Genomic DNA, 26,116 nt, shown 5'->3' with positions numbered 1-26,116 from the left:
CCTATCCTGACGGAGGGTTGAAAAGTGGAAAAAAGACAGGTGCTAAAGCCTGTCTTTTTTCTGGTTACAGGCATTTGACAGGCAGTGCTTCGACAGTAATAGTGGGACTGCGTCGTAGTCTGAGTCCATTCGAGCGAAATGCAGATTTCTTTAAATAAATTGGCTAAATAAACTTAAGTAGAAAAGAAGGGAATTTTTACTTGGAAGGAGAAAGTAAAAACAAGTGGAGAAAGGTGGGGGATTGTGGTACATTGAGATTAGAATGTGGGGGTAATGGGTATGTTCATGGGAGAGTACCATCATAACATCGATATAAAGGGCCGTTTGATAGTCCCAGTGAAATTCAGGGACAATCTAGGGGAGCAATTTGTCCTTACCCGCGGACTCGATCAATGTTTATTTGGTTACCCTATGGAAGAGTGGAAGCTGCTTGAAGAAAAGCTGAAAGCCCTGCCTTTAACAAAAAAAGATGCCCGAGCCTTTACCCGTTTTTTCTTTTCTGCAGCTACAGAATGCGAAATTGATAAACAAGGGCGAATTAATATCCCCACGCCGCTTACTTCATATGGCCAATTGGAAAAAGAATGTGTAATTCTTGGTGTTACCAATCGTATTGAGATTTGGAGCAAATCCCTTTGGGAAAACTATTTTTCAGCTTCGGAGGATTCTTTCGCTGAGATAGCAGAAAATATGATTGGCTTTGATATTTAAGGCTGCCCTCAGAAATAGAGTCACTCAATAACCGATTGGAAGGATGTCTAGCATGTTTCAACATACAACAGTGTTATTAAAAGAGACGGTTGATGGATTGAACATCAAACCTGATGGAATTTATGTGGATTGTACTTTAGGAGGAGCCGGTCACAGCGAATACTTACTTTCACAGCTCTCTGACAAGGGCAGGCTTTATGCTTTTGATCAGGACGAAACGGCGATTCGGAATGCTAAGGAAAAATTGGAAAGCTATGGCGATCGCATTGTTCTTGTTCCTAATAATTTTAAATACTTAAAAGAAGAGTTGAATGCCCGGGGAATCGAAAAAGTGGACGGGATTCTTTATGATTTAGGTGTATCATCCCCGCAATTGGACACACCGGAGCGTGGTTTCAGTTATAACCATGATGCCCCTTTAGATATGAGGATGGACCAAAGTGCTGCAATTTCTGCCTATGATGTCGTGAATAACTGGTCATTCCATGATTTGCTGAGAATTTTCTTTCAATATGGAGAAGAAAAGTTTTCGAAGCAAATCGCTAGGAAAATTGAAGCGGCACGTGAAATAAAACCGATTGAAACGACGTTTGAGCTTGTTGAGTTGATTAAGGATGGGATACCGGCCCCGGCAAGACGTAAAGGCGGACACCCTGCGAAAAGAGTATTCCAAGCAATAAGAATCGCTGTGAATGATGAACTTGGTGTCTTTGAAGATTCGTTAGAGCAAGCTATATCGCTATTGGATAAAGAAGGAAGAATATCTGTCATTACATTCCATTCGCTTGAAGATAGGATTTGTAAAACGGTATTTAAAAAAGCGAGTGCCCTTCCAGACCTTCCGCCTGGACTTCCAATTATCCCGGATGAATTCAAACCATCCATGAAAATAATAACGAGAAAACCGATATTACCTTCAGAAGAAGAATTGGAAGGGAATAATCGTTCCCGATCGGCTAAACTAAGAATCGCCGAAAAGCAATAATTACAGAAAAAAATCAGTAAGGGGGAACATGAATGAGTTCCATAGCCAAAAAAATGCAAGAACAGCAATATGAAGACCAACAACAGCAACAAACACATCAAACAGTGGTCATCCGTAAAGCGAAGATATCCATTGGTGAAGTTTTCTTACTATGTGCCCTTGCTATAATGGTTACCTTTATGGGAGTGAAGATAGTCTCTAATCAAGCGGCAATTTATGAAACGAATAAAGAAATCCAGCTAGTGGAAAGTTCAATTGAAGAACAGGGTAAAGTGAATGATGATTTGAAAGTGCAGGTTGCTGAACTTAGTACATACGAAAGAATTTGGAAAAAAGCTGCAGCGCTAGGGTTCAAGTTAAATGAGAATAATGTGAAGGGTGTGCAGTGATAATGCAGAAACAAAAAAATATGAAGCATGGGGCAGCCGGATTATTCTTCTTATTCGGCCTGCTCTTTTTTGTATTAGTCTGCCGCTTTTTGTATATTCAGGTAACAGGTACAGCAGGCGGGGAGGTACTGGCTTCGAAAATCGACAAGAAATATGAAAAGAAACAGGTCATAGAAGCAAAAAGGGGAAGCATACTCGACACAAAAGGTGATGTCATCGCCGAGGATACTTCCTCCTATATTTTAAGGGCTGTACTCAGTGAAAAGGCACCAGAGCATGTCAAAGATCCTGAGATGACCGCGAACAAGCTTGCAAAATATATCGACATGGATGAACAGGATATCTATGAAAGACTTACGAAAAAAAAGGCATACCAGGTAGAGTTTGGCAGTGCCGGCAAGGATTTGACTCAGGTCGTCAAGCAGAATATAGAAAAACTGGAACTGCCGGGAATTACATTTGGAAGAACCAATAAACGTTTTTATCCTAATGGGATTTTCGCATCCCATCTGATTGGTTATGTAGAAAAAGATGAAGAAACGGGAGAAATGGCCGGTAAGTTCGGCATTGAAAAGTACCTCGATAAAGAATTGCAGGAAACGGACGGGAAGCTTACATATGACAGTGACTCATGGGGACTGCTTTTACCGGATTCAAAGGAAAAGGTGGTTGCTCCGGATAATGGCAGTGATGTCATGCTTACCATCGATAAGAAAATACAAACGTTCCTGGAAGATTCGATGAGCAAAGTGCAAGCAAAATACGATCCCGAGCAAATCATAGCGATTGTGTCCAACCCCAAAACGGGGGAGATTGTCGCGATGGGGCAAAGGCCTACCTTCCATCCGACAACGAAAGTGGGGCTTACGGATACATGGCGTAACCTGGCTATTGAAGAAAGCTTCGAACCGGGATCAACCATGAAAACATTCACCCTTGCCGCGGCTGTTGAGGAAGGGGTCTTTAATCCAAACGAAAGTTTTGTCGCGGGAACGTATAAAGCCGGATCGGGCAAAATCGGTGATCATAGCGGAATCGAAAGAGGGAAGAGCATGACCTTTCTGGAAGGGGTTCAACGTTCTTCAAACGTCGCATTTGCCACTCTTGCAATGGATAAGATCGGAGCGGATACTTTTCGTGAGTATTTGACTAAATTCGGTTTCGATAAAAAAACGGGAATTGACCTGCCGAACGAGATAACCGGTAAAATTCAATACAAGTATAAGCTTGAAAAAGTTACTACTTCCTTTGGACAAGGTTCGACCGTTACGCCGATTCAACAGATCCAAGCTGCATCCGCAATAGCCAATGACGGAAAAATGATGCGGCCGTACGTGATAAAAAGCATTTCCGATCAGGATACCGGAAAAGTTTTGAAAACGACAAAGCCGAAAGTGACAGGGGAACCGATTTCGGCAGAAACTGCAAAACAAGTCCGTGATTATTTGGAAACGGTGATTTCCGCGAAAAAAGGAACAGGGAAAAAATATGCCATTGATGGATATGAAGTAGCGGGGAAAACCGGTACTGCACAAATTGCGGGCCCGACAGGTAGATATTTAGAAGGAAAAAATAACTATGTATTCTCCTTTTTAGGTATGGCTCCAAAAGATGATCCGCAGTTGGTCATTTATGTGGCGGTCAAGCAGCCGAAGTTAGGTGTATCTTATGTTGGGGCTGATCCATTATCAGAGATATTTAATCCTGTCATGCAAAATAGCCTGCAATATCTAAACATCAAACCTTCTGATGTTAAAAAACAAAAAGCAAATAAAATCGTTGACTATACGAACCAGACCGAGAGTTCGGCGGTCGCAGAACTGAAGGAACTTGGCTATGATGTAAGTACGATCGGGAGTGGACGTAAAGTGCTCGATCAATCCCCAAAAGCAGGGAGTATACTCTTACAGGGTGAAAAAATAATCCTGAGGACCGAAGGCGAAATGAAAGTTCCGGAGATGAAGGGATGGTCCTTGCGCGATGTCATGAAATTAGCTAAGGTTGCAAAACTGGATCTGAAAACTAAAGGAACTGGTTATGTGAGTAAACAGAGTCTCGGGGCCGGAAAAAAGGTGAAGGAAGGAGATACCTTCAATATTGAATTATCCCAGCCTGAAGGGGCTGCTGAAGATATACAGACAAATGAGAAAACAGAGTGAAAATAACGATGGGGGTCCATTTGGACCCCCATCGTTATTTTTTTGAATGTTTCTTAGTCTAGCAACGAGTAGACAAGCATATATTGAAGCATGTATGAAATGGAGGTGCCTGTTTTTGCGTGTTTCGAATGTTACTGTCCGAAAACGGCTGGCAATCGCATTGGCAGTAGGTATCGTTGTTTTTTTTATCATTGATATCCGTTTGGGAATTGTGCAGTTTTATCTAGGGGATAAGTTGACGGGGCTGGCTAAAGATTCCTGGAGCAGGAATATTCCTTTTGAAGCCAAACGAGGAGAAATTCTGGATCGGAATGGTGTCGAGCTGGCAACGAATATATCCGCGCCAACAGTCTATGTCATCCCAAGACAGATTGAGAATCCTGGGGAGACGGCGGAACAGCTTGCTTCAATATTGGATATGACAAAGGAAAAGGCTTATCAATGGTTAACGAAACAGTCGATGAGCGTCAGAATTCCGGAAGGCAGAAAGATATCTCATGAAAAGGCGAAGGAAATTAAAGCATTAGGGATAAAGGGCGTTTATATCGCTGAAGATTCAAAGCGCCATTACCCCTTTGGTGAATATCTTTCACATGTTCTTGGCTTTACGGGATCTGATAATCAAGGGCTGATGGGTATTGAATTGTCTTATGATAAGGAACTGAGTGGGGAAAGAGGATTTGTTAAATTTTATTCTGATGCGAAAGGGAAAAGGCTTGAAAATATGGCAGATGACTATAAGCCTCCTGTTGACGGTGATAACCTGAAGCTTACGATCGATAGCAAAATCCAGACAATCGTGGAGAGGGAGCTCGATAATGCGGAGGCCACATATAATCCCGATGGTATTATTGCCATTGCCATGGACCCGAACACAGGGGAAATATTGGCAATGTCGAGCAGGCCAACTTTTGATCCAGCCAATTTTCAAAATGTACCTTCAGAAGTGTATAATCGCAATTTACCAGTTTGGAGTATTTATGAACCAGGTTCGACCTTTAAGATCATCACGCTTGCTGCAGCGCTGGAGGAAGGGAAGGTCGACTTACAAAAGGAACATTTTTATGATTCAGGACATGTGGAAGTGTCAGGGTCTACACTGCATTGCTGGAAAAGGGGAGGACATGGGGACCAAACTTTTCTTGAAGTCGTCGAGAACTCATGTAACCCTGGTTTTGTAGAATTAGGGAACCGGCTTGGTAAAGACAAGCTGTTTAAATATATAAATGATTTCGGTTTTGGGCAAAAGACGGGGATTGATTTAACCGGAGAAGGAAAAGGAATCATGTTCAATATGGATCGAGTGGGTCCGGTTGAGCAGGCAACCACTGCGTTTGGACAAGGTGTTGCCGTAACGCCCATTCAGCAGGTGACAGCGGTGTCGGCGGCCGTGAATGGGGGGACTTTGTATACACCTTATATCGCAAAGGAACTGGTGAATCCAAAAAATGGGGAAGTGCTGATGCGAAAGACCCCGCAGGCGAAGAAAAAGGTGATTTCAGAAGCAACTTCGAAGAAAGTCCGTGAAGCACTTGAATCCGTTGTTGCTCAAGGGAGCGGTAAAGGAGCATTCGTGGAGTCGTACCGAGTTGGTGGGAAGACGGGTACAGCCCAAAAAGCTGAAAATGGCCGATACCTTGAGAATAATTATATTCTCTCATTCATTGGTGTCGCTCCAGCGGATGATCCGCAAATCGTCGTCTATATAGCTGTGGATAATCCGAAAGGAACGGTACAATTCGGCGGGGTCGTTGCAGCACCGATCGTTGGGAATATCATGGAGGATTCACTTAGGGCCATGGACGTCAAGCCAAGAAAAAACCAGATTGAGAAGGAAACTGTCTGGACGGATCCCGTCATGGTCGAGGTACCTGACGTTGTTGGACTTAGTAAAAAAGAGTTGCAAACACAGCTCATCGATCTTAAACTGGATATTGCCGGTAATGGGGATAAAGTCATAAATCAAGCACCGGATCCAGGTGTTAAAGTAAAACAAGGCTCTACAATAAGAATTTATCTTGGCGAAAATACAGAATAAGTATAATATAATAGATGAATAGTTAAAGCGGCTGAAGAATCATCAGCCGCTTTGTTTACGGAGTCGTGAAAACCCCGTATAATTGAAATTGGTTTCTCGACAAGCCAAGGCTAATCACATATAATGAATCCTCAAATTAAGTTGAGAGGGATGGAAAAATGAAGCTTCACAAATTACTATCTTATTTAAACTCCTTATTTACGTATGAAGGAGAAAATCCTGAAATCACCTCCATAGAAAATGATAACCGTAAAGTCATAGACGGAAGTTTATTTGTTTGTATAAAAGGTTATACAGTCGATGGTCATGATTTTGCCCAACTCGCTGTAGAACATGGAGCTGCAGCAGTCATTGCGGAAAGGCCGCTTGAACTCGATGTTCCTGTGATCGTTGTCAGGGATTCAAGCAGGGCGATGGCCGTGCTTGCCGATGCATTTTATGGACATCCAACTCAAAAGATGCGTTTGATTGGAATTACAGGAACGAATGGAAAAACGACGACTAGTCACTTATTGGAAAAGATTTTCGAGGATCGACATGAAAAAACAGGACTGATTGGCACGATGTATACAAAAATTGCCGATACGGTATATGAAACTAAGAACACGACGCCAGATAGCGTTACGCTCCAGAAGGCTTTTCATGAAATGGCCGAAGCGTCTGTCTCCACTGCCATTATGGAAGTTTCTTCGCATGCACTTGAACTTGGGCGCGTCCATGGCTGTGATTATGATATTGCCGTTTTTACGAATCTCACACAGGATCATTTGGACTTCCATAAATCCATGGACAGATACAGGCAGGCAAAATCCTTATTTTTCTCACAGCTCGGCAATGCTTACATAGAGAATCGTCCTAAATATGCTGTGCTTAATGCTGATGATGAGGCAACAGCTGATTTCATTAAAGCGACTGCTGCTACAGTCGTTACTTACGGTATCGACAAAGAAGCGGATATCAGGGCGAAGGATATAAAAATTGACGCAAAAGGAACAACGTTCACCTTGACAGCTGGTAAAGAAGAGCGTTACATTCAGCTGAAGCTAATTGGTAAATTCAGTGTTTACAATGTACTCTCAGCCATCTCTGCTGCTCTGTGCGCCGGTAACGATCTAGATGAGACCATTAAATCCATCGAGGAAATAAATGGTGTTGCAGGCCGTTTTGAACTCATTACAGCGAATCAGGCCTTCCCTGTCATAGTTGACTATGCCCATACACCGGACAGTTTAGAAAATGTTTTAAGAACTGTTGGTGAGTTTGCTCAAAAGAAAATCTTTGTGATAGTGGGCTGCGGTGGGGACCGAGACAAGACAAAACGTCCTATCATGGCCAAAATTGCATGCAGCTTGGCGACTGACGCGATTTTTACCTCGGATAATCCACGCAGTGAAGATGCTACCCAGATCCTGCGGGATATGGAAACTGGCGTAGCGGGCAAAGAATATACGGTAATTGAAGACCGTAGGCAGGCGATTGCTTATGCTGTTTCCAAGGCGGAAGAGGGCGACGTTATATTAATAGCTGGAAAAGGTCATGAAACATATCAATTGGTCGGTGACGAAGTGCTTCACTTCGATGACCGTGAAGAAGCAAAAAAGGCGATTCAAAGTCGTTTGGGTTCAGTTTGAACAATCGGTGAATGAATTTGCCCTGCTGCAAATAAGAAAAGACAACAAGCAGAATTTTATATTTGAATTGTGTTAGGAATGAGGGAGTAAGGAATGTTGGAACAAGTAATTTTTTATACGATTTTGGTGGCGTTTTTAGTAACCGTTCTTCTTTCGCCGATTTTCATCCCGTTTTTAAGAAGATTGAAATTCGGGCAAAGTATCAGGGAAGAAGGCCCACAATCGCATCTGAAGAAAACGGGAACACCCACCATGGGCGGTTTGGTCATATTATTATCTGTTACCATCGCTACATTGGTCATGACTTTGAAATTTTCGGTACCTTCGACCGAAACGTATTTATTATTATTCGTTACTTTAGGATTTGGTTTATTAGGTTTCTTGGACGATTTCATCAAAGTGGTCATGAAGCGAAACCTGGGACTGACTTCTAAGCAAAAACTGATTGGGCAAATTGTGATTTCGGTGATTTTTTACTTCGTCTTTAAACAGACAGACCGTTTTAATCCTGAATTGACGATTCCAGGCACTGACTTTGCCTTTGATTTTGGCTGGTTTTATCTCTTTATCGTTATTTTCTGGCTGGTAGGTTTTTCGAATGCCGTCAATTTGACGGATGGGCTTGATGGACTTGTCTCAGGGACATCAGCCATTGCTTTTGGTGCTTTTGCCATATTGGCCTGGAGTCAGTCACAATACGATGTCGCTATTTTTTCGGTGGCGGTTGTCGGTGCGGTGCTCGGATTTTTGGTATTCAATGCACATCCTGCAAAGGTATTCATGGGAGATACGGGTTCCTTGGCCCTTGGAGGAGCGATCGCTACCATCGCCCTGTTAACGAAGCTTGAAATCCTCCTGGTAATCATTGGCGGAGTCTTCGTCATTGAGACGCTCTCAGTCATCCTACAGGTAGGATCTTTTAAAACGACTGGAAAACGTATTTTTAAAATGAGTCCGCTTCACCACCATTATGAGCTTTCCGGCTGGTCGGAATGGCGCGTCGTCGTGACTTTCTGGACAGTGGGGCTGCTGTGTGCGGTACTCGGAATCTATTTAGAGGTGTGGATATAATTGAAAGAGACTGCAAAGTATTCAGAGAAAAAGATATTGGTATTGGGATTGGCAAAAAGCGGAGTGACGGCAGCTTCGCTTCTACATAAATTAGGAGCTTTCGTAACGGTGAATGACATGAAGCCATTATCGGAAAATCCTGAGGCTCAAGGACTTCTTGAACAAGGAATTAAAGTCATCTGCGGTAGTCATCCGATCGAGCTTCTTGATGAGGGTTTCGAGTTAATCGTGAAAAACCCGGGAATCCCTTATCGGAACCCTATCGTAAAAGGGGCATTGGAAAAAGGGATTCCGGTTATTACGGAAGTTGAATTGGCCTATCAGATCAGTGAGGCCCCTTTCATAGGCATCACTGGTACAAATGGGAAAACGACTACGACAACATTAATATTCGAAATGTTGAAGACCGGTGAAAAGTCCCCACTTATTGCTGGGAATATCGGGACAGTGGCTTCGGGTGTTGCTGAAAAGGCAAAATCAGATGACTCGATCGTCATTGAATTATCATCGTTTCAGTTAATGGGAATAGAGGAATTTCGTCCTGAAATCTCAGTCTTGACAAATTTGTATGATGCGCATTTGGATTATCATAGTTCCAAACAGGAATATGCCGAAGCAAAAGCTGCGATTGCGAAAAATCAAATAGGCTCAGATTTCATGATTTATAATGCAGATCAAGATCCCGTTGTATCCATGGCGAAAAAGACCAAGGCTGAACTTGTACCTTTTTCAACTGAAGTGAAACATGAGAATGGAGCCTATGTGGAAGAAGGTGCCGCATACTTCAGAGGAGAAAAAATCATTGATGTTTCAGAGATAGCGCTTCCTGGAAAACATAATTTGGAAAATGTGCTCGCGGCCATATCAGCGGCCAAACTGAAGGGTGTTGCCAACGAAGCCATTCAGACTGTACTGAAAACATTTTATGGTGTGGAGCACCGTTTGCAGTTTGTTGCAACGATCGAAAACCGTAAATTTTATAATGATTCGAAAGCGACGAACATTCTTGCAGCGTCCAAAGCGTTAACATCCTTTACGGAACCTGTCATCTTATTGGCAGGCGGGTTGGATCGCGGGAATGAATTCGATGAGTTGAAACCGGCTATGAAAAATGTCAAAGCCTTGATAACTTTTGGCGAAACCGCAGAAAAAATTGAGCGGGTAGCAAAAGAAATAGGAATAGCGAATATAAAACGTGTCGATAATGTAGAAAAGGCCGTACCGGCTGCATTTGAATTATCAAATGAAGGCGACTGCATTCTTCTCTCCCCGGCTTGTGCAAGCTGGGATCAATATAAAACTTTTGAGCAAAGAGGAGACATGTTTATGGAGGCCGTGCATAAACTTAAGTAAGAGCTTTCGCAGAGAGAAGTGAACTTGCTTCTACGTTGACACCTTGGAAAAAAGCGATAATGAGCCGTTATCGCTTTTTTTTTGACTAAAGTGCTGACAAGCAATCAGCAATGATGTTTTTATTCGTACAGGCTCGAAAAACTTCCTAGAGGTGGATGTCCGTGCCATTAAAAAAATCGAATCCTGATCTCATTCTCATTATCGTCACCTTAAGTCTTTTGACCGTTGGATTAATCATGGTTTACAGCGCAAGTGCCATTTGGGCAACATATAAATTTGATGATTCCTTTTATTTTGCTAAAAGACAGTTGCTGTTTGCCTGCGTTGGTGTCATAGCCATGTTTTTCATCATGAATGTGGATTACTGGACGTGGCGGACTTGGGCCAAGATTTTGATCATCATTTGTTTCATTATGTTACTGGCTGTGCTGGTGCCGGGTATAGGGATGGCGAGAAATGGTTCGAGGAGCTGGATTGGTGTAGGTGCCTTTTCGGTCCAACCTTCTGAGTTCATGAAGCTAGCGATGATCGCTTTTTTAGCTAAGTTTTTATCCGAACGGCAAAAGCTGATCACCTCCTTTAAAAAAGGGATGCTTCCATCCTTGGGTTTAGTGTTTTTGGCATTTGGATTGATCATGTTACAGCCCGACCTTGGAACGGGAACGGTAATGGTAGGAACCTGCATCGTCATGATCTTTATTTCCGGGGCAAGAATCAGCCATTTTGTTGGCTTGGGTCTTATCGGGGTGGCTGGTTTTATCGGTCTGATTTTGTCAGCGCCTTACCGGATAAAAAGGATCACATCTTTTCTGGATCCTTGGGAGGATCCTTTGGGCAGTGGATTTCAGATGATTCAATCGTTCTATGCCATTGGGCCCGGGGGATTATTCGGGCTGGGACTCGGGCAAAGCCGCCAAAAGTTTTTCTATTTACCAGAACCTCAGACTGATTTCATTTTTGCCATACTGTCCGAGGAACTTGGCTTCATCGGAGGCTCTCTGGTCATTTTGTTATTTGCGCTTATGCTTTGGCGGGGCATACGGATCGCACTTGGTGCCCCTGATTTATATGGGAGCCTTGTAGCGGTGGGAATCATTGCAATGGTCGCCATTCAAGTGATGATCAATATAGGGGTGGTAACGGGATTGATGCCGGTTACGGGTATCACCTTGCCCCTCTTGAGTTATGGCGGTTCATCTCTGACACTCATGTTGATGGCAATCGGAGTGCTCCTGAATATAAGTCGTTATTCAAGATTCTGACATCAGGAAAATATATGATATGAGAAAAGGGAAGTCCTGTTAAATGCAGGGCTTCTTTTTTTTTACGTTGAAAGCCCTTGCAGGAAAAAGATTTTGGAGGGGACCTTGCCGGAATTTAGAAATAATTGAAATGCCGCTTAAATATTACCATGTATGAATGTTGGGGAATCCACAATAAATATTGGCAATACGGCTTTGTTTAGACTATAGTATAAGAGGGTTAGGCCGTACTGGGGCTTGCTGCTGTTCATTTTCTGCTTAAAAGGTGTTATTAATCTTCTAAAATAAGTGACCTCATGGAAGAGGAATTGAAAATCGTAACTTGGAATTTTTGGAACAACAAGGAGGTTTATCATGGATAAAGTGATAAAGCAATTAACTGAAATGAAAATCGGCAAAGTTCTAGAACAGGAACCGCTTGCGAATCATACAACTATGAAAATTGGGGGGCCGGCTGATTTATTCATCGTGCCATCTTCCATTGAAAATATAGAAAAAACGATGCAGGTCATTAAAGAACATGGGATACCATGGAGGGCGATTGGCAGGGGCTCGAACCTACTTGTAAGTGATGGCGGAATTGAAGGTGCCGTGCTTAAATTGGGTAAAGGACTTGATCACCTCGAGATAAATGGCGCCGAGATTAAAGCAGGGGCTGGGGTATCACTTGTCAGCCTGTCCGTACAAATCAGTAAAAAAGGGTATGCAGGATTGGAATTTGCCAGTGGAATCCCCGGTTCGGTCGGCGGAGCTGTCTATATGAACGCTGGTGCGCACGGTTCCGATATGAGTGAAATTCTCAAGGCGGCACATGTCCTTTTTGAAGATGGAACCCTAGCTTGGCTTTCCAAGGAAGAAATGGATTTTTCTTATCGTACTTCCCTACTTCAGAAGAAAAGACCTGGAATCGTACTTGAAGCAATTTTTCAATTGACTGAGGGTGATAAAACCGAAATCGTTGAAAGAATGCAGAATAACAAAAATTACCGTAAAGAAACGCAGCCGTATAATCTTCCATGTGCCGGGAGCATATTTAGGAATCCTCTTCCGCATCATGCAGGTAAACTGGTGGAGAATGCAGGCCTGAAGGGACACTCGATTGGCGGAGCTCAGATTTCACCGATGCATGGGAACTTTATCGTTAACACAGGTAATGGAAGTGCAGCGGATGTTCAAGCCTTGATACAGCATGTGAAGGATACTGTGTATGATATGTTTGAAATTGAAATGGAAACAGAAGTGGAAATTATCGGCCGGAAATAATAATGGAGTTATTTTTTATATCCAAATTTTGTGATATAATGTGTTACCTTTAAAGTTTATTTATAACCGAATTTTGAGTTTGATTGATTTCTTACTGTGCCAAAAACCATCCATTTTTTCAGGAAGAGGTGAAAGGGATGGAAAAGGGGAAAATCGTTTCCATTGAGGACCGCATCCCGAAATTAAAACAATTAAGAAAAAGTAAAGCAAACAGGCGACTTGTTCTTTTGCTTTCCCTTTTCTTCATACTGGTTGCTTGTGTGCTATATTTTTTATCCCCTTTGAGCTATGTGAAATCCGTGCAGGTGGAGGGTAATCGTTATATTACTTCCAAGCAAATCATTAAATTGAGTAAGGTGAATAAGGATCGAAGCATCTGGAAGGTTGATACAGGGGTAGCCGCGGCTAATATCAAAAAGAATCAGGAAATAAAAAGCGTTAAGGTAACACCTGTATTTCCTAATGCCATTAAAATTACGGTTTCGGAGCATAACAGGATGGCATACCTGTCCAATAATGGGAAGTATGCCCCTATTTTGGAAAATGGGACCGTTTTGGAAGAGCTAGCAACAGGAGAAATTCCAGTATTTGCCCCGGTTTTAATTGGTTTCAAAGAGGGTAAAGCATTAAAGTTGCTTTTAGAAGAATTGGACAAGCTTCCTGTCGAGATTCAGAATGCCATTTCCGAAATTCATTATGCTCCAACCAAAACAGATGCCTATCATATCGTCATGTTTATGAACGATGGGTTTGAGGTAAGTGCGACAAGCCGGACTTTATACGAGAAAATGATTCACTATCCATCGATTGTCAGCCAGTTGGATCCTGATGTAAAGGGAGTCATTGATCTGGAAGTGGGTTCTTATTTTAAAGCATATGAAGACGCTGAACAAAAGGAAGACACTAATGAGGAAAATTAATGGCAAACGGGTGGTTTTGCCCCTAGTTTGCGTAGTTCTCGGATTTATGATTGCCTTCTCTTACAATCTGACCAAAGATGGTAAAGGAGTAGGGAAGGACAAAGCCTGGAATCAGGAATATGAACTCAGGCAACAACTGATCGAACAAGAGAAACAGAACCGGGACCTTCAGAAGGAACTCCTTCAAAAGCAAGAAAATGTATCCAAAATAGAAAAGGACCTAGCACAGGAAAAGCAGCTTTTTTTCAATTTGGCAAAGGATACGGAGAAATACCGAATGTTTCTCGGAAAAGTGAAAGTGAAAGGCACAGGCCTTCAGGTGACTCTTGAAGATGGTACAGATATGGACTCAAAAGCCAATGTCAATAACTACCTGGTCCACGAACAGCATGTCTTCAAGGTCGTCAATGAACTATACATATCAGGTGCAGAGGCTGTTGCGATTAACGGTCAAAGGTTAAATCATAATTCCTACATAATCTGTAATGGGCCAGTGATCACAATCGATGGCCATCAGCATCCTGCTCCATTTACCATTTCTGCGATTGGGGACCCTGATGTCCTGGGTGCTTCCCTGGACTTACCCGGTGGCATTAAGGAACAGCTGGTTAATGAGAATATTATCTTTACAGTGGAAAAACAAAAGAATATCATTTTTGATCCAATTATTGGAGGGTGATTAGATCGCCGGATTCGATGAAAGATTGGTGAGAAACTGGAAATGAAAAAAAAGCTTTCTTTTAGTTTGGTTACGTTGATTGCTGGCTTCATGCTCGCTATTCAATTCAATTTGGTGAATCAGCCTGTCATTTCCGATACAAGGGATATGTGGGAGCTGAAAAATGATTTATTGAAAGAACAGCAGACCCAGGTGGAATTAATTGAGGATATCAGTAAGCTTGAGGGGAAAATCGCCTCCTATGAAACAAAGAAAAATGAGAGTAAAGAAGAAGTATTGCGTGACACCCTGACCGAATTAAAGTCTGACGCAGGGTTGACAGAAATAAAAGGTAATGGGGTAATCGTGTCTATTCAGCCTATCAAAGAAGATATTCTACTTGGTGAGAGAATCGAGTATATTTCACCAGTGCTGATAATTCGGCTCATTAATGAAATGTATAGGTTTGGAGCTGACGAAATTTCCATTTCAGGGCAAAGGTATATATCGACATCGGTTATTCGTGATATTAATGGACAGCCGAAAATGGACGGATATCCCCTAGTCAATTACCCTGTCGAAATGCAGGCAATAACCGTTAATCCAAAGAAACTTAAGCAGCGAATTGAAGGTTCTGAACTTATGGATGATTTCTTTATAGATAATTTTGAAGTGCAGATTAAGGTGCCGACTGGTGAATTAACATTGCCGGCATACCAAAATGCTATTAATGTGGAACACATGGAACCCATTATGGATGGGGGGGGATCGTGATGTGGTTGCCAGTTTTTGGACTCTTAATTGGGATCACCCTTGGTTTTTTGGTGGATTTTGATATTCCCCAAGAATATTCAAATTATCTCTCCATTGCCGTGCTTGCTGCTTTTGATACCTTGTTTGGAGGCATACGGGCGCATCTGCAAAATCTTTATGATGAAGTAGTATTTGTAACAGGATTCTTCTTTAATATTGTTTTGGCCGCAGGTTTGGCTTTTCTAGGTGTACATCTTGGTGTAGACTTATACTTAGCCGCAATCTTCGTGTTCGGCGTAAGGCTCTTTCAAAATATCGCCCTGATTAGAAGGATCCTAATTGAAAAATGGTCCATTTCCCGGAAAAAGCAGAAAAAAAATCTATAATTTTAAAGGGAATTAAGTTATAAATGACGAATAGTTTATGGCAGTATCTAGTTTAGTAATATATCAGTTAAGTTGAGAAGCGAACAATTAGCATCTTAAAGTGAGGAATCTACGAGTTCTGTTTGGGAAATACAAATGAACTGCTTAGTATGACATTCGCGAGTTGTTGTAATCAGTTCTGTTATTCTATAATGAATAAGTCTTTCGATATAAAAATGTTATTCTACTAATACATGTATAAAACTGAAGGAGGTGCCATGGAATGAACAGCAATGAAATATACGTAAGTCTTGACATCGGTACATCCAGTGTAAAAGTTATCATTGGGGAAATGGTCAATGACACATTAAATATAATCGGCGTGGGAAATGTTAAATCAGAGGGGCTCAAAAAGGGTTCGATCGTCGGTATAGATGAAACCGTCCAATCCATTCAAAAGGCTGTAGAGCAAGCAGAACGGATGATAGGGATGGAGATAAAAAAGGTAATCGTCGGTATAAGTGGAAATCACGTGACGCTTCAGCCCTGTCATGGGGTAGTAGCGGTATCCAGTGAAAATAAAGAGATTACTGAGCATGACGTTTTCCGTGTTAGGGAAGCAGCGGAGTTAATAACGATACCATCCGACAGGGAAATAATCGACGTGGTGCCGATTCATTACAAAGTTGATGAACTTGATGAAATAAGTGATCCAAGGGGCATGATAGGTGTTCGATTGGAAATGAGAGGGATTTTAATCACAGGTCTTCGGACAATTTTACATAATACGCTGCGTTGTGTGGAAAGGGCAGGGTTAGAAATAACAGATATCGCTCTTCAGCCATTAGCCGCAGGTTCCCTTGTTTTATCCAAGGATGAAAAAGAACTTGGTGTTGCACTTGTCGATATTGGCGGAGGTTCCACGACTCTGGCAATTTTCGAACAAGGCTATTTACAATATACGTCTGTGATACCTATAGGCGGTGAAACACTTACGAAAGACCTTTCCATTGTTCTAAGGACAACGATGGAAGAAGCTGAGAAAATAAAAGTAAAGCATGGACATGCCTTTTATGATGATGCGTCTGAAGATGAAGTATTTCAAATACCTATCATCGGTAGCGACCAGCAGCAGAAATGCAACCAGCTAATGCTTTCGGATATCATTGAAGCGCGGGTGACCGAAATATTCGAGTTGATTCAAGATGATTTGAGGAGACTCGGCTTCCAGGATATACCAGGTGGTTTCGTGTTGACCGGAGGCGTCGTCAAGATGCCGGGAGTCCTGGAGCTTGCTCAATATGTGTTCCAAAATCGCGTTAGGACAGCTGAGCCGAATTACATCGGAGTTAGGGAACCCCAATATACGACAGCTGTTGGTCTGATTAAACATGCATGCAAGAAAGAGAGAATGCAAAAAAACACCGCTAATAAAACCCCTGTAGCAGCTGGACAAGCACATGAAGATAACGACCAGCGCAGCCAGAAGGTTTCTCAGAAAAGCAAAGAGAACACGGCTAAAAAACAAGGTGAAAAAGGTGAATCTAAATTCAAAAAAATCCTGGGTTACTTTTTTGAATAACAATCATAAAGAATCGGGAATTTCGTCAAAATAGGAGGATTGTCATGTTGGAGTTTGATTCTAATTTAGAACAATTAGCAACGATAAAAGTAATAGGTGTTGGCGGCGGCGGAAACAATGCGGTAAACAGAATGATCGAGCATGGTGTACAGGGTGTTGAGTTTATTTCTGTCAATACTGACGCACAGGCTCTTAATCTATCAAAAGCAGAAATTAAAATGCAAATCGGTGGGAAGCTTACACGCGGTTTGGGTGCAGGTGCCAATCCGGAGGTAGGAAAAAAAGCTGCAGAAGAAAGCAAAGAGCAGATTGAAGAAGCGCTTAAAGGTGCCGATATGGTATTCGTAACGGCTGGAATGGGCGGCGGTACGGGAACGGGAGCTGCTCCTGTCATCGCTGGCATTGCTAAAGATTTAGGGGCGCTTACAGTCGGTGTAGTTACACGCCCATTTACTTTCGAAGGCCGAAAACGTGCAACTCAGGCACAAGGCGGCATTTCATCCATGAAGGAATCGGTTGACACACTGATCGTCATTCCGAATGATCGTCTCCTTGAAATTGTCGATAAAAGCACGCCAATGCTTGAAGCATTCCGTGAAGCCGATAATGTACTTCGTCAAGGTGTACAAGGGATTTCAGATTTAATCGCTGTTCCAGGTCTTATAAACTTGGACTTTGCCGATGTTAAGACCATCATGTCCAACAAAGGTTCCGCACTAATGGGAATCGGGATTTCTTCCGGGGAAAACCGTGCAGCAGAAGCGGCGAAAAAAGCCATCTCCAGTCCGTTGCTTGAAACATCGATTGATGGTGCCCAAGGCGTACTGATGAATATTACCGGTGGTACGAACCTAAGTCTTTTTGAAGTCCAGGAAGCGGCCGATATCGTGGCTACTGCATCCGATCAAGACGTAAACATGATTTTTGGTTCGGTTATCAATGAAAACCTTAAAGATGAAATCGTCGTTACAGTAATTGCAACAGGCTTTAACGAGGTTGAAGCTTCAATAAGGCCTACAGGACGTCCGACACTCGGACAACAGCAGCAATCAAGACCTCAGACACAACAAACGCCACAGTCAAACGTGAAGCGTGAAGTGAAGAGAGAAGAAGTCAATGAACAGCCTGCACGTAATGCCAATCAAGGTGAAGAGGCCTTGGATATTCCAACCTTCCTCCGTAACCGTAATAGACGCCGTTAATATCGACGTCATATGCCGTTCCCATTTGGGGACGGTTTTTTGTCGTCTGAAAAATGAATTCATAAAAATGCAATTGTGTCCATTGACCTTAATGATGATGGGACCTTCTCGGGCATTGTCACTCTGATCGAATGGCTAATCGAAATCTGGAAAATTGCACCCTTGATCGGTGTCTGAATGCTCCTGTTCGGTGGAAGGCCCGATACCGCTGCTTGATGGAGTTCCTGGTCATGCACCTTCTTTAGGGTTACCGGGTCGGGCCATTTATATTTGGTAAATGTAACAAGATAAGAGAGTCAATAAATTATTAAACTTTTATAACATAAATCGACAGTAGTAAAAGGGAGCAGGATAGTCTCTAAGACAGTATTGAAAATATCAATAGCTGTTTTTCTACAAAAAGGGTAAAAATGACTGAAAAACTCTTAAGTTTTTCAGTACAAAAAGTGACACACTTTCTAAGGGCAGGTACGCTATACTTTTTGCTAGTGGAAGGTTAGTTCATAAAAGGAGGGGAGGGTGTTTGACCTTATATTTAGATGTGATCTGGTTATTGAATTGGTTATTTGACTGCCTCCTTTTATATTGGACCGCCATCATTCTCAAACGAAGGGTAGCTCTTTGGCGGGTATGCATCGGCGGGCTGATCGGTTCCTTCATTATCGTATTGGCGTTCACTCCTTTTTATGCAATTGCCGACCGAGCGTACATGAAGATTTTTGTATCCCTGGTCATGGTGCTGGCAACCTTTGGGTTCAATAGGTTAAAACTTTTTATGAAATCGGTGGCCACTTTATATTTTGTGACGTTTTTATCAGGAGGTATCCTGCTGGGACTTCACTACCTATTTGAATTTCAAATCGTTTCCAAGGACCCTGGTCAATATGCAGGTATCAATCGTTTTGGTGATCCTGTCAGCTGGATATTCGTAATGATTGGGTTCCCGCTCGCTTGGCAATTTTCCAAGCGAACACTTGAAGGGATGGAGATGACAAAGCTTACACATGAACAAATGGTTTCGGTCTCGGTTAAAATTTCTGATTTTGAAGGTACGTTTCTTGGTTTGGTGGATAGCGGCAATCAATTATATGATCCGATTACACGTTCCCCAGTAATGATCATCTCTCTTTCAGGCGAGGAAGCAGGAATTCCAAACGACATGCTAGAGCTCTTTAAAAACCCTGATAACCTGATTAAGCAGGAAGTACAGCCCGAATATTCATGGACCGGAAGAATGCGTGTCATCCCTTATAAAGTCGTGGGTCATGAACATCAGCTGTTAACAGCAATCAAGCCGGATTACATTAAAATCGTTCAAGGGGAAAAAGAATATCATGTCAAGCAGGGTCTCGTTTCGTTTACCTTTCAGCAACTCTCTCCCGACAATAGCTATCAATCTATCGTTCACCCGAAAATGTTAACCGGAATACCGGTGCAAAATGCCTCCTGATTCATTGATTCATTCTTAAATTTGAACCATAATCCGTTTATTAGAAGGGAGAATTATTTTGAAGAAATTCATTCTTCGGCTCACTTATTTTTGGTACAAACTATTGTTCAAGCTCGGATTGAAAACGGACGAAATATTTTATATAGGAGGGAGTGAGGCACTGCCGCCGCCCCTTTCAAAGGAAGAAGAGGCAATACTGATCAATAAATTACCCAAGGGCGATGAAGCTGCACGATCGATCTTAATTGAACGGAATTTAAGGCTGGTGGTTTATATTGCCAGGAAATTTGAAAATACGGGCATCAATATTGAAGATTTAATCAGCATTGGTACCATAGGTTTGATCAAAGCTGTGAATACATTCAATCCTGAGAAGAAAATTAAACTGGCTACATATGCTTCGAGATGCATCGAGAATGAAATATTAATGTATTTACGCAGAAATAACAAAATCCGTTCTGAAGTTTCTTTTGATGAACCTCTGAATATCGATTGGGATGGAAATGAACTACTGTTATCCGATGTCCTTGGAACTGACGATGACATCATCACGAAGGACCTCGAGGCAAACGTTGACCGCAAGCTGCTGACAAAAGCACTTACGCAGTTATCCGAACGTGAAAAACAGATAATGGAACTCCGTTTTGGACTTGCAGGTGGGGAAGAAAAAACACAAAAGGATGTTGCCGATATGTTGGGGATTTCCCAATCCTACATTTCACGTTTGGAAAAAAGGATTATTAAGAGGCTTCGAAAAGAATTTAATAAAATGGTGTAAAAAAATAAAGAGCTTAAATGCCAATTAAATCAATACTTTGTTAGCTATTTTGAAAAATAATGATGATTTTCCGTTCTAGCCATGTGCATATTTTTTCCTCCCGCGGAAATACTGTTTTTTGTACAGCGCTCCTGTGAGGAGGGAATAATTTTGTCTCGTAATAAGGTTGAAATCTGCGGTGTGGATACATCAAAATTACCGGTTTTAAAGAATGAAGAAATGAGAAAACTCTTTAAAGAACTGCAAGATGGCGATATTTCAGCAAGAGAGAAACTGGTAAACGGGAATCTTCGACTCGTTCTAAGCGTCATTCAGCGCTTCAACAATCGGGGAGAGTATGTAGATGATCTATTTCAGGTAGGCTGTATAGGGTTAATGAAGTCGATAGATAACTTTGACCTAGGTCAAAATGTTAAGTTTTCAACGTATGCTGTACCGATGATTATTGGAGAAATCAGAAGATATCTTCGTGACAATAATCCGATTCGGGTATCCCGTTCTTTAAGAGACATCGCTTACAAAGCTTTGCAGGTGAAAGAAAAGCTCATAAGTCAGACCCTTCGTGAGCCGACAGCTGAAGAAATCGCCAAGGTGTTGGAAGTACCTCATGAAGAAATTGTTTTTGCACTAGATGCAATACAAGATCCAGTTTCACTTTTTGAACCGATTTATAATGATGGCGGGGATCCGATTTATGTACTCGACCAACTGAGTGACGAAAAAAATAAAGATAGTACCTGGATTGATGAAATAGCTATAAATGAAGGTATGAGACGGTTGAATGACCGGGAAAAAATGATCCTTCGCAAACGGTTTTTCCAAGGGAAGACGCAAATGGAGGTAGCCGAGGAAATTGGCATTTCACAAGCGCAAGTATCCCGATTGGAAAAAGCAGCAATTAAGCAAATGAATAAAAATATCCAACAGTAGAAGCTGAGCATGAGAAAAAGTTAGCTGAAGCGGGTAGGGCAAAAATGTCGATTACCCGCTTATCAGCAACTTATCCATAGCGGCTTTTTTATTTTGTGAAAATCCCTTCCAGAAGGGAATCGGAAACTGTATGTACGTTTATTTATCGTATTCTTCATCCTTGAGTGAATCATGTCATATACATAGCAATAGGACCTTCATCTATGATGAAATTTTGAGGAGCTGAGTGATATGACCAGGATTTCCGAATTTCAAATTAAGGATATCGTCAATATAGCGGATGGAAAGAAATTAGGTAATATGTCAGATCTTGAAATCAATACGGCCACAGGGAAAATAGAGGCCATCATCGTTTCAAATGGAACAAGGCTAATGGGTTTCTTCGGGAGGGAACAGGATATTGTGATTCCATGGCGCAAAATAAAAAAAATCGGTGCAGATGTCATTCTTGTTGAACATCAGACGGTATTTCAAGCAGAGCTGAAAGATGAACGGTTTTAAAGGTACATGGCGTAAATATATGATACACTAGACTAAAACTAAAGAGGTTTATAGCATGAAAGAGCCATTTGTTTTAGTAAAAGACCAATATATGCTCATTGACAGCTGGAGACAACAAAATCTCCAGCTCGTAGCGGGCTTCACCACAAAAAATGGGGGAGTCAGTTCAGGGGATTTTCAAACATTGAATACCGGTTTTCATGTCGGGGATAAGCTTGAAGATGTCCAGGGAAACCGCAGGATTTTAGCCGATAAGCTGTTGTTTCCGCTTAATGAATGGATAGGCGCCGAGCAGACACATGAAACGAATATCCATCAAGTTACCAGCCGCGATGGCGGAAGAGGTGCAATGGATTATGATTCTGCCTTTAAAGCAACTGACGGATTTTATACAAAGGATCAAAATGTTTTACTGACCCTTTGCTATGCGGACTGCGTGCCCTTATACTTTCTTGCTCCGGCACATGGTATGATTGGGGTGGCACATGCTGGCTGGAAGGGTACCGTTAATGGAATTGCCCGAAAAATGGTTGAGGCATGGCTAGATAAGGGTATAAAGGCAACGGAGATAATTGCTGTTATTGGACCTTCGATTTGTTCAAAGTGCTATGTAGTGGATGATCATGTCATGGATTTAGTGCAGAATTTGCTGGTAGATAATGACGAAAAGCCCTATAATTTAATCAGTGAAGGTCAATATCAGTTAGATCTTAAGCAACTTAATGCATTGATTCTTCAAAAATCAGGAATTCCAAAAAGTCAGATCGACGTTACATCATACTGTACAAGCTGTGATCATGAATTGTTTTTTTCGCATCGCCGTGATAACGGGAAGACAGGTAGATTGATGAGTTTTATCGGTTGGAAGGAGGATTTAGGGTAAGTGAAAGTAGTGGACAATTTAAAAAACATCGAAGAAAAAATAAATATAGCATGTGAAAATAGTGGAAGGGACCGTAAAGATATAAAGTTAATCGCAGTGACGAAATATGTTTCGGTCGAGAGGGCAAATGAAGCATTGGAAGCGGGAATAATTGATTTGGGTGAAAACCGTGACGAAGGGCTTTTGAATAAATATGAAGTGCTGAAGGACAAGCCCCACTGGCATTATATTGGTTCCATGCAAACACGAAAAGTAAAGAATGTCATCGATAAAATTTCTTATATCCATTCGTTGGATCGCATTTCTTTGGCGGAAGAAATTCAAAAACGCGCAAATGAGCCGATAAACTGTTTAGTGCAGGTGAACGTTTCAGGTGAGGAATCGAAACATGGCCTGAATTCTGAGGCGACAATGGATTTCATAAAAGGGTTAGCTGTTTTTGATAAGGTGAATGTTGCAGGATTGATGACGATGGCTCCTTTGACGGATGATGAACAGGTTTTGCGGGAATGCTTCCGGAAACTGAAGGGCATCCAGGTGGAAATACAAAATGCCGGGTTGAAGCATGCCCCCTGCACTGAATTGTCCATGGGGATGTCCAATGATTTCATGATTGCCATTGAAGAAGGCGCAACAATGATTAGGATTGGTACTGCACTTGTAGGCGAATAATTTTAAGGAGGTACGCTATAGATGTCGTTCGTATCAAAATTTAAATCTTATTTCGCTCTGGATGATGAGTATGAGTACAAGGATGAAGTGATGGAAGAAGAGGGGGCTGAACCAAAAGTCGTGAAGTCAGGTAAACAGCAGCAGCCCGCTTCTGCAGGGAATAATACCAATCAGAATATCGTAAGTTTGCAAAGCGTACAGAAATCTTCTAAAGTAGTATTATTGGAGCCTCGTGCTTATGCAGAAGCCCAGGAAGTAGCTGATCATTTAAAAAACAGACGTGCTGTTGTTGTGAACCTTCAACGAATCCAGCATGATCAAGGAAAACGAATCATCGATTTTCTAAGTGGGACTGTCTATGCAATCAGCGGGGATATCCAAAAAATCGGAACAGATATATTCTTATGTACCCCGGACAACGTCGATGTTTCCGGTAATATTACCGGCTTTGCGGCCGAAGAGGAGTACGAAGAAGCGAGGTGGTAATGGTTAATGGGTTTAGTGCTTCAGGGTTTATATTATTTAATAGAAATTTATTCAATGGCATTAATCGGTTACATATTGATGTCATGGTTCCCAAATGCAAGGGAGACATCGATTGGTAAATTCCTTGAAAAGATTTGCGAACCGTATTTAGAACCGTTCAGAAAGTTCATACCGTCACTTGGGATGATCGATCTTTCACCTCTTGTGGCCTTGCTGGTGCTTAATTTTGCCAGCGGTTACGGAATCTTTTACTTACAGACTTTAATAGGATGATCAACAATTAACCTGACTGCATCATTACTACACAGTCGGAAGAATTTCCGCTGTGTAGTAGCAAGCAACGAAGAACCAGTTAATCAATTCCTTATGATCGACCATTAACTTGATAGCTAAGGAGCATTTATTCAATCATGAGTATTTATCAGCATTTCAGGCCGGAGGAAAAAGAATTTATTGACCAGGCAATGAATTGGATTGATCAGGTTAAAAATTCCTACGCTCCGAAACTATCTGATTTCCTTGATCCGCGTCAGCAGGAAATTCTTACATCCTTATTAGGGAATGATCCGGATGCGAAACTGCAATTTAATGGCGGGAGCGATTACGTAGAGCGAAAACGTGTGCTCATTTACCCTGATTATTACTCTCCTGAACCATCGGATTTCAATATCTCCTTATACGATATCTCCTATCCAAAAAAGTTTGTTTCGCTTGAACATAGGCAAATACTTGGAACCTTGATGTCACTTGGGGTAAAACGTGAAAAATTTGGTGATATAATAGTGACGGAGGAGCATATTCAATTTATAGCTGCCGAGGAGATGGATTTATATCTCACAGGAAACCTGGAGAAAATAGGTAACGCTTCCGTTACCATCAAACGGATTCCGATGGGGGATATCATCCAAGTTAACGAAAAATGGGAAGAGCAAGTATCCACCGTCAGTTCTCTTAGGCTTGACAGTGTGCTATCGTCCGTCCTGAATATGTCCCGTCAAAAAACGCAAGCCTTGATAACGTCAGGAAAAGTAAAGGTGAATTTCAAGCAAACGGAAAACGTCTCGGAAGAATGCCGTGAGGGTGATACACTTTCCATCAGAGGTTTTGGCAGATGTAAAATAGCTTCAATTGATGGGAAAACCAAGAAGGATAAGTGGAGAATCTCGTTAGGCAGACAAAAATAATTCAATATCAAGCAGGATTCGTACATTTATTGTCGAATATAGAGTTTTAACATACTAGAGTAGAAACCGTTCTGGAGGTGCCGTAATGCCCTTAACCCCGATAGATATACATAACAAGGAATTTAACAAAGTATTTCGTGGGTATGATGAAGATGAAGTAAATGAATTTCTCGACCAGGTCATTAAAGATTATGAACTGATTTTGAGGGAGAAGAAAGAAATTGAAGATAAACTAAACGAGACATATGATCGTTTGGGACATTTTACGACAATTGAGGGTACACTTAATAAGTCGATTATTGTCGCACAAGAAGCAGCCGAAGAATTAAGGCGCAATGCCCAAAAAGAAGCGAAACTGATCATAAAGGAAGCAGAGAAAAATGCTGACCGGATCGTCAATGAGTCACTTGTGAAAGCAAGGAAAATTGCTATGGATATCGAAGATTTGAAAAAGCAATCCAAAGTATTCCGGACGCGTTTCAAAATGCTTGTCGGTGCACAGCTGGATTTGCTGGACAATGACGATTGGGATCATCTTCTGGATTATGAAGTAGATGCGACTGAAATTGAATTAAATGAGAGAGTGGAAGAGGAAATTTAAACGATTCCTTGACTTTGAACACTTTTTTCGCATATAATTTTTTAACAATACTATTCATTATGACATTAGGCGATGACAGGGAAAGTAAATTCTTCACACACTTATTTTTAGCGAACCGGGGATGGTGAAAGCCCGGAATAAGCGAAGATATTGAAGATCACCCTTGAGTTCTGAGTTGAACCTGCTTTTGCAGTAAGTAAATGAAGCGTTTCATTCACGTTACGAATGCTCGAGAGGTTGGATTCACTTTGTGGATCTTTCTAGCCAGGGTGGTACCGCGGGAAGCTAA

26 protein-coding genes are annotated in these 26,116 nt (G+C 41.8%); all 26 read left to right on the top strand.

Translation table 11 applies throughout. The features are described 5' to 3' along the window. Window positions 1-279: 279 nt before the first annotated feature. The 26 genes from mraZ (at window position 280) to QUF94_RS19055 (ending at window position 25,827) form a co-directional block, all read left to right on the top strand. Complete coding sequence (mraZ, locus tag QUF94_RS19180) at window positions 280-711, top strand: division/cell wall cluster transcriptional repressor MraZ (RefSeq protein ID WP_053345229.1); 432 nt, start codon at window positions 280-282, stop codon at window positions 709-711. Between the two features lie 52 nt (window positions 712-763). Continuing rightward, window positions 764-1,696: a 16S rRNA (cytosine(1402)-N(4))-methyltransferase RsmH gene (gene rsmH / locus QUF94_RS19175; RefSeq protein WP_289317236.1), complete on the top strand. Its 933-nt coding sequence runs from the start codon at window positions 764-766 to the stop codon at window positions 1,694-1,696. A gap of 32 nt (window positions 1,697-1,728) precedes the next feature. After that, window positions 1,729-2,085 carry a cell division protein FtsL gene (gene ftsL, locus QUF94_RS19170; protein WP_289317235.1) on the top strand — a complete coding sequence of 119 codons (357 nt, stop codon included), beginning with the start codon at window positions 1,729-1,731 and terminating at the stop codon, window positions 2,083-2,085. Window positions 2,086-2,087: 2 nt separating this feature from the next. After that, a complete protein-coding gene (locus QUF94_RS19165) occupies window positions 2,088-4,244 on the top strand; it encodes a penicillin-binding protein (RefSeq protein ID WP_289317234.1) in 2,157 nt (718 codons plus the stop codon). 115 nt (window positions 4,245-4,359) lie between these two features. Beyond that, the gene (locus tag QUF94_RS19160) at window positions 4,360-6,282 is read left to right on the top strand and encodes a stage V sporulation protein D (protein WP_289317233.1); all 1,923 of its coding nucleotides are present in this window, start codon (window positions 4,360-4,362) and stop codon (window positions 6,280-6,282) included. 158 nt (window positions 6,283-6,440) lie between these two features. Continuing rightward, entirely contained in the window at window positions 6,441-7,913 is a 1,473-nt protein-coding gene (locus QUF94_RS19155) for a UDP-N-acetylmuramoyl-L-alanyl-D-glutamate--2,6-diaminopimelate ligase (RefSeq protein ID WP_289317232.1), read from the top strand. A gap of 93 nt (window positions 7,914-8,006) precedes the next feature. Next, entirely contained in the window at window positions 8,007-8,984 is a 978-nt protein-coding gene (mraY, locus tag QUF94_RS19150; RefSeq protein ID WP_289317231.1) for a phospho-N-acetylmuramoyl-pentapeptide-transferase, read from the top strand. After that, window positions 8,985-10,337, top strand: coding sequence for a UDP-N-acetylmuramoyl-L-alanine--D-glutamate ligase (gene murD, locus QUF94_RS19145; RefSeq protein WP_289317230.1), 1,353 nt, complete (start codon window positions 8,985-8,987; stop codon window positions 10,335-10,337). It abuts the gene before it with no gap. A gap of 161 nt (window positions 10,338-10,498) precedes the next feature. Further along, window positions 10,499-11,599: a stage V sporulation protein E gene (gene spoVE, locus QUF94_RS19140; RefSeq protein WP_095389937.1), complete on the top strand. Its 1,101-nt coding sequence runs from the start codon at window positions 10,499-10,501 to the stop codon at window positions 11,597-11,599. 354 nt (window positions 11,600-11,953) lie between these two features. Beyond that, window positions 11,954-12,862 carry a UDP-N-acetylmuramate dehydrogenase gene (murB, locus tag QUF94_RS19135; RefSeq protein ID WP_289317229.1) on the top strand — a complete coding sequence of 303 codons (909 nt, stop codon included), beginning with the start codon at window positions 11,954-11,956 and terminating at the stop codon, window positions 12,860-12,862. Window positions 12,863-12,999: 137 nt separating this feature from the next. Continuing rightward, window positions 13,000-13,782, top strand: coding sequence for a cell division protein FtsQ/DivIB (locus tag QUF94_RS19130; protein WP_289317228.1), 783 nt, complete (start codon window positions 13,000-13,002; stop codon window positions 13,780-13,782). After that, window positions 13,769-14,461, top strand: a complete 693-nt coding sequence (locus QUF94_RS19125; RefSeq protein ID WP_289317227.1) for a DUF881 domain-containing protein — start codon at window positions 13,769-13,771, stop codon at window positions 14,459-14,461. The genes QUF94_RS19130 and QUF94_RS19125 overlap by 14 nt, the downstream gene beginning before the upstream one ends. Before the next feature lie 42 nt (window positions 14,462-14,503). Beyond that, window positions 14,504-15,214, top strand: a complete 711-nt coding sequence (locus QUF94_RS19120) for a DUF881 domain-containing protein (RefSeq protein WP_289317226.1) — start codon at window positions 14,504-14,506, stop codon at window positions 15,212-15,214. After that, complete coding sequence (locus QUF94_RS19115; protein ID WP_289317225.1) at window positions 15,214-15,579, top strand: small basic family protein; 366 nt, start codon at window positions 15,214-15,216, stop codon at window positions 15,577-15,579. The genes QUF94_RS19120 and QUF94_RS19115 overlap by 1 nt, the downstream gene beginning before the upstream one ends. Before the next feature lie 262 nt (window positions 15,580-15,841). Then, entirely contained in the window at window positions 15,842-17,140 is a 1,299-nt protein-coding gene (ftsA, locus tag QUF94_RS19110) for a cell division protein FtsA (protein ID WP_289317224.1), read from the top strand. A gap of 44 nt (window positions 17,141-17,184) precedes the next feature. Further along, entirely contained in the window at window positions 17,185-18,342 is a 1,158-nt protein-coding gene (ftsZ, locus tag QUF94_RS19105; protein ID WP_289317223.1) for a cell division protein FtsZ, read from the top strand. A gap of 523 nt (window positions 18,343-18,865) precedes the next feature. Continuing rightward, window positions 18,866-19,792, top strand: coding sequence for a sigma-E processing peptidase SpoIIGA (gene spoIIGA, locus QUF94_RS19100; protein ID WP_289317222.1), 927 nt, complete (start codon window positions 18,866-18,868; stop codon window positions 19,790-19,792). A 58-nt stretch (window positions 19,793-19,850) separates the two neighbouring features. Continuing rightward, on the top strand, window positions 19,851-20,570 hold the full coding sequence (gene sigE / locus QUF94_RS19095) for an RNA polymerase sporulation sigma factor SigE (protein ID WP_053345247.1): 720 nt from the start codon (window positions 19,851-19,853) through the stop codon (window positions 20,568-20,570). 150 nt (window positions 20,571-20,720) lie between these two features. Next, entirely contained in the window at window positions 20,721-21,500 is a 780-nt protein-coding gene (sigG, locus tag QUF94_RS19090; RefSeq protein ID WP_034313871.1) for an RNA polymerase sporulation sigma factor SigG, read from the top strand. A 231-nt stretch (window positions 21,501-21,731) separates the two neighbouring features. Continuing rightward, window positions 21,732-22,001 carry a YlmC/YmxH family sporulation protein gene (locus QUF94_RS19085; RefSeq protein WP_053345249.1) on the top strand — a complete coding sequence of 90 codons (270 nt, stop codon included), beginning with the start codon at window positions 21,732-21,734 and terminating at the stop codon, window positions 21,999-22,001. Window positions 22,002-22,056: 55 nt separating this feature from the next. After that, on the top strand, window positions 22,057-22,884 hold the full coding sequence (gene pgeF / locus QUF94_RS19080; protein ID WP_289317221.1) for a peptidoglycan editing factor PgeF: 828 nt from the start codon (window positions 22,057-22,059) through the stop codon (window positions 22,882-22,884). After that, window positions 22,885-23,556, top strand: coding sequence for a YggS family pyridoxal phosphate-dependent enzyme (locus QUF94_RS19075; protein WP_289317220.1), 672 nt, complete (start codon window positions 22,885-22,887; stop codon window positions 23,554-23,556). Window positions 23,557-23,577: 21 nt separating this feature from the next. Further along, window positions 23,578-24,042, top strand: coding sequence for a cell division protein SepF (locus QUF94_RS19070; protein ID WP_289317219.1), 465 nt, complete (start codon window positions 23,578-23,580; stop codon window positions 24,040-24,042). Window positions 24,043-24,048: 6 nt separating this feature from the next. Beyond that, entirely contained in the window at window positions 24,049-24,315 is a 267-nt protein-coding gene (locus QUF94_RS19065; protein ID WP_289317218.1) for a YggT family protein, read from the top strand. A 137-nt stretch (window positions 24,316-24,452) separates the two neighbouring features. Next, window positions 24,453-25,226, top strand: a complete 774-nt coding sequence (locus tag QUF94_RS19060) for a YlmH family RNA-binding protein (protein ID WP_289317217.1) — start codon at window positions 24,453-24,455, stop codon at window positions 25,224-25,226. A gap of 85 nt (window positions 25,227-25,311) precedes the next feature. Then, the gene (locus QUF94_RS19055; protein WP_057913479.1) at window positions 25,312-25,827 is read left to right on the top strand and encodes a DivIVA domain-containing protein; all 516 of its coding nucleotides are present in this window, start codon (window positions 25,312-25,314) and stop codon (window positions 25,825-25,827) included. Window positions 25,828-26,116: the final 289 nt, after the last annotated feature.

Origin of the sequence: Peribacillus sp. NJ4 (assembly GCF_030348345.1) — a bacterium.
GTDB lineage: Bacteria > Bacillota > Bacilli > Bacillales > DSM-1321 > Peribacillus.
This window is presented reverse-complemented; position numbering and strand designations above follow the sequence as displayed.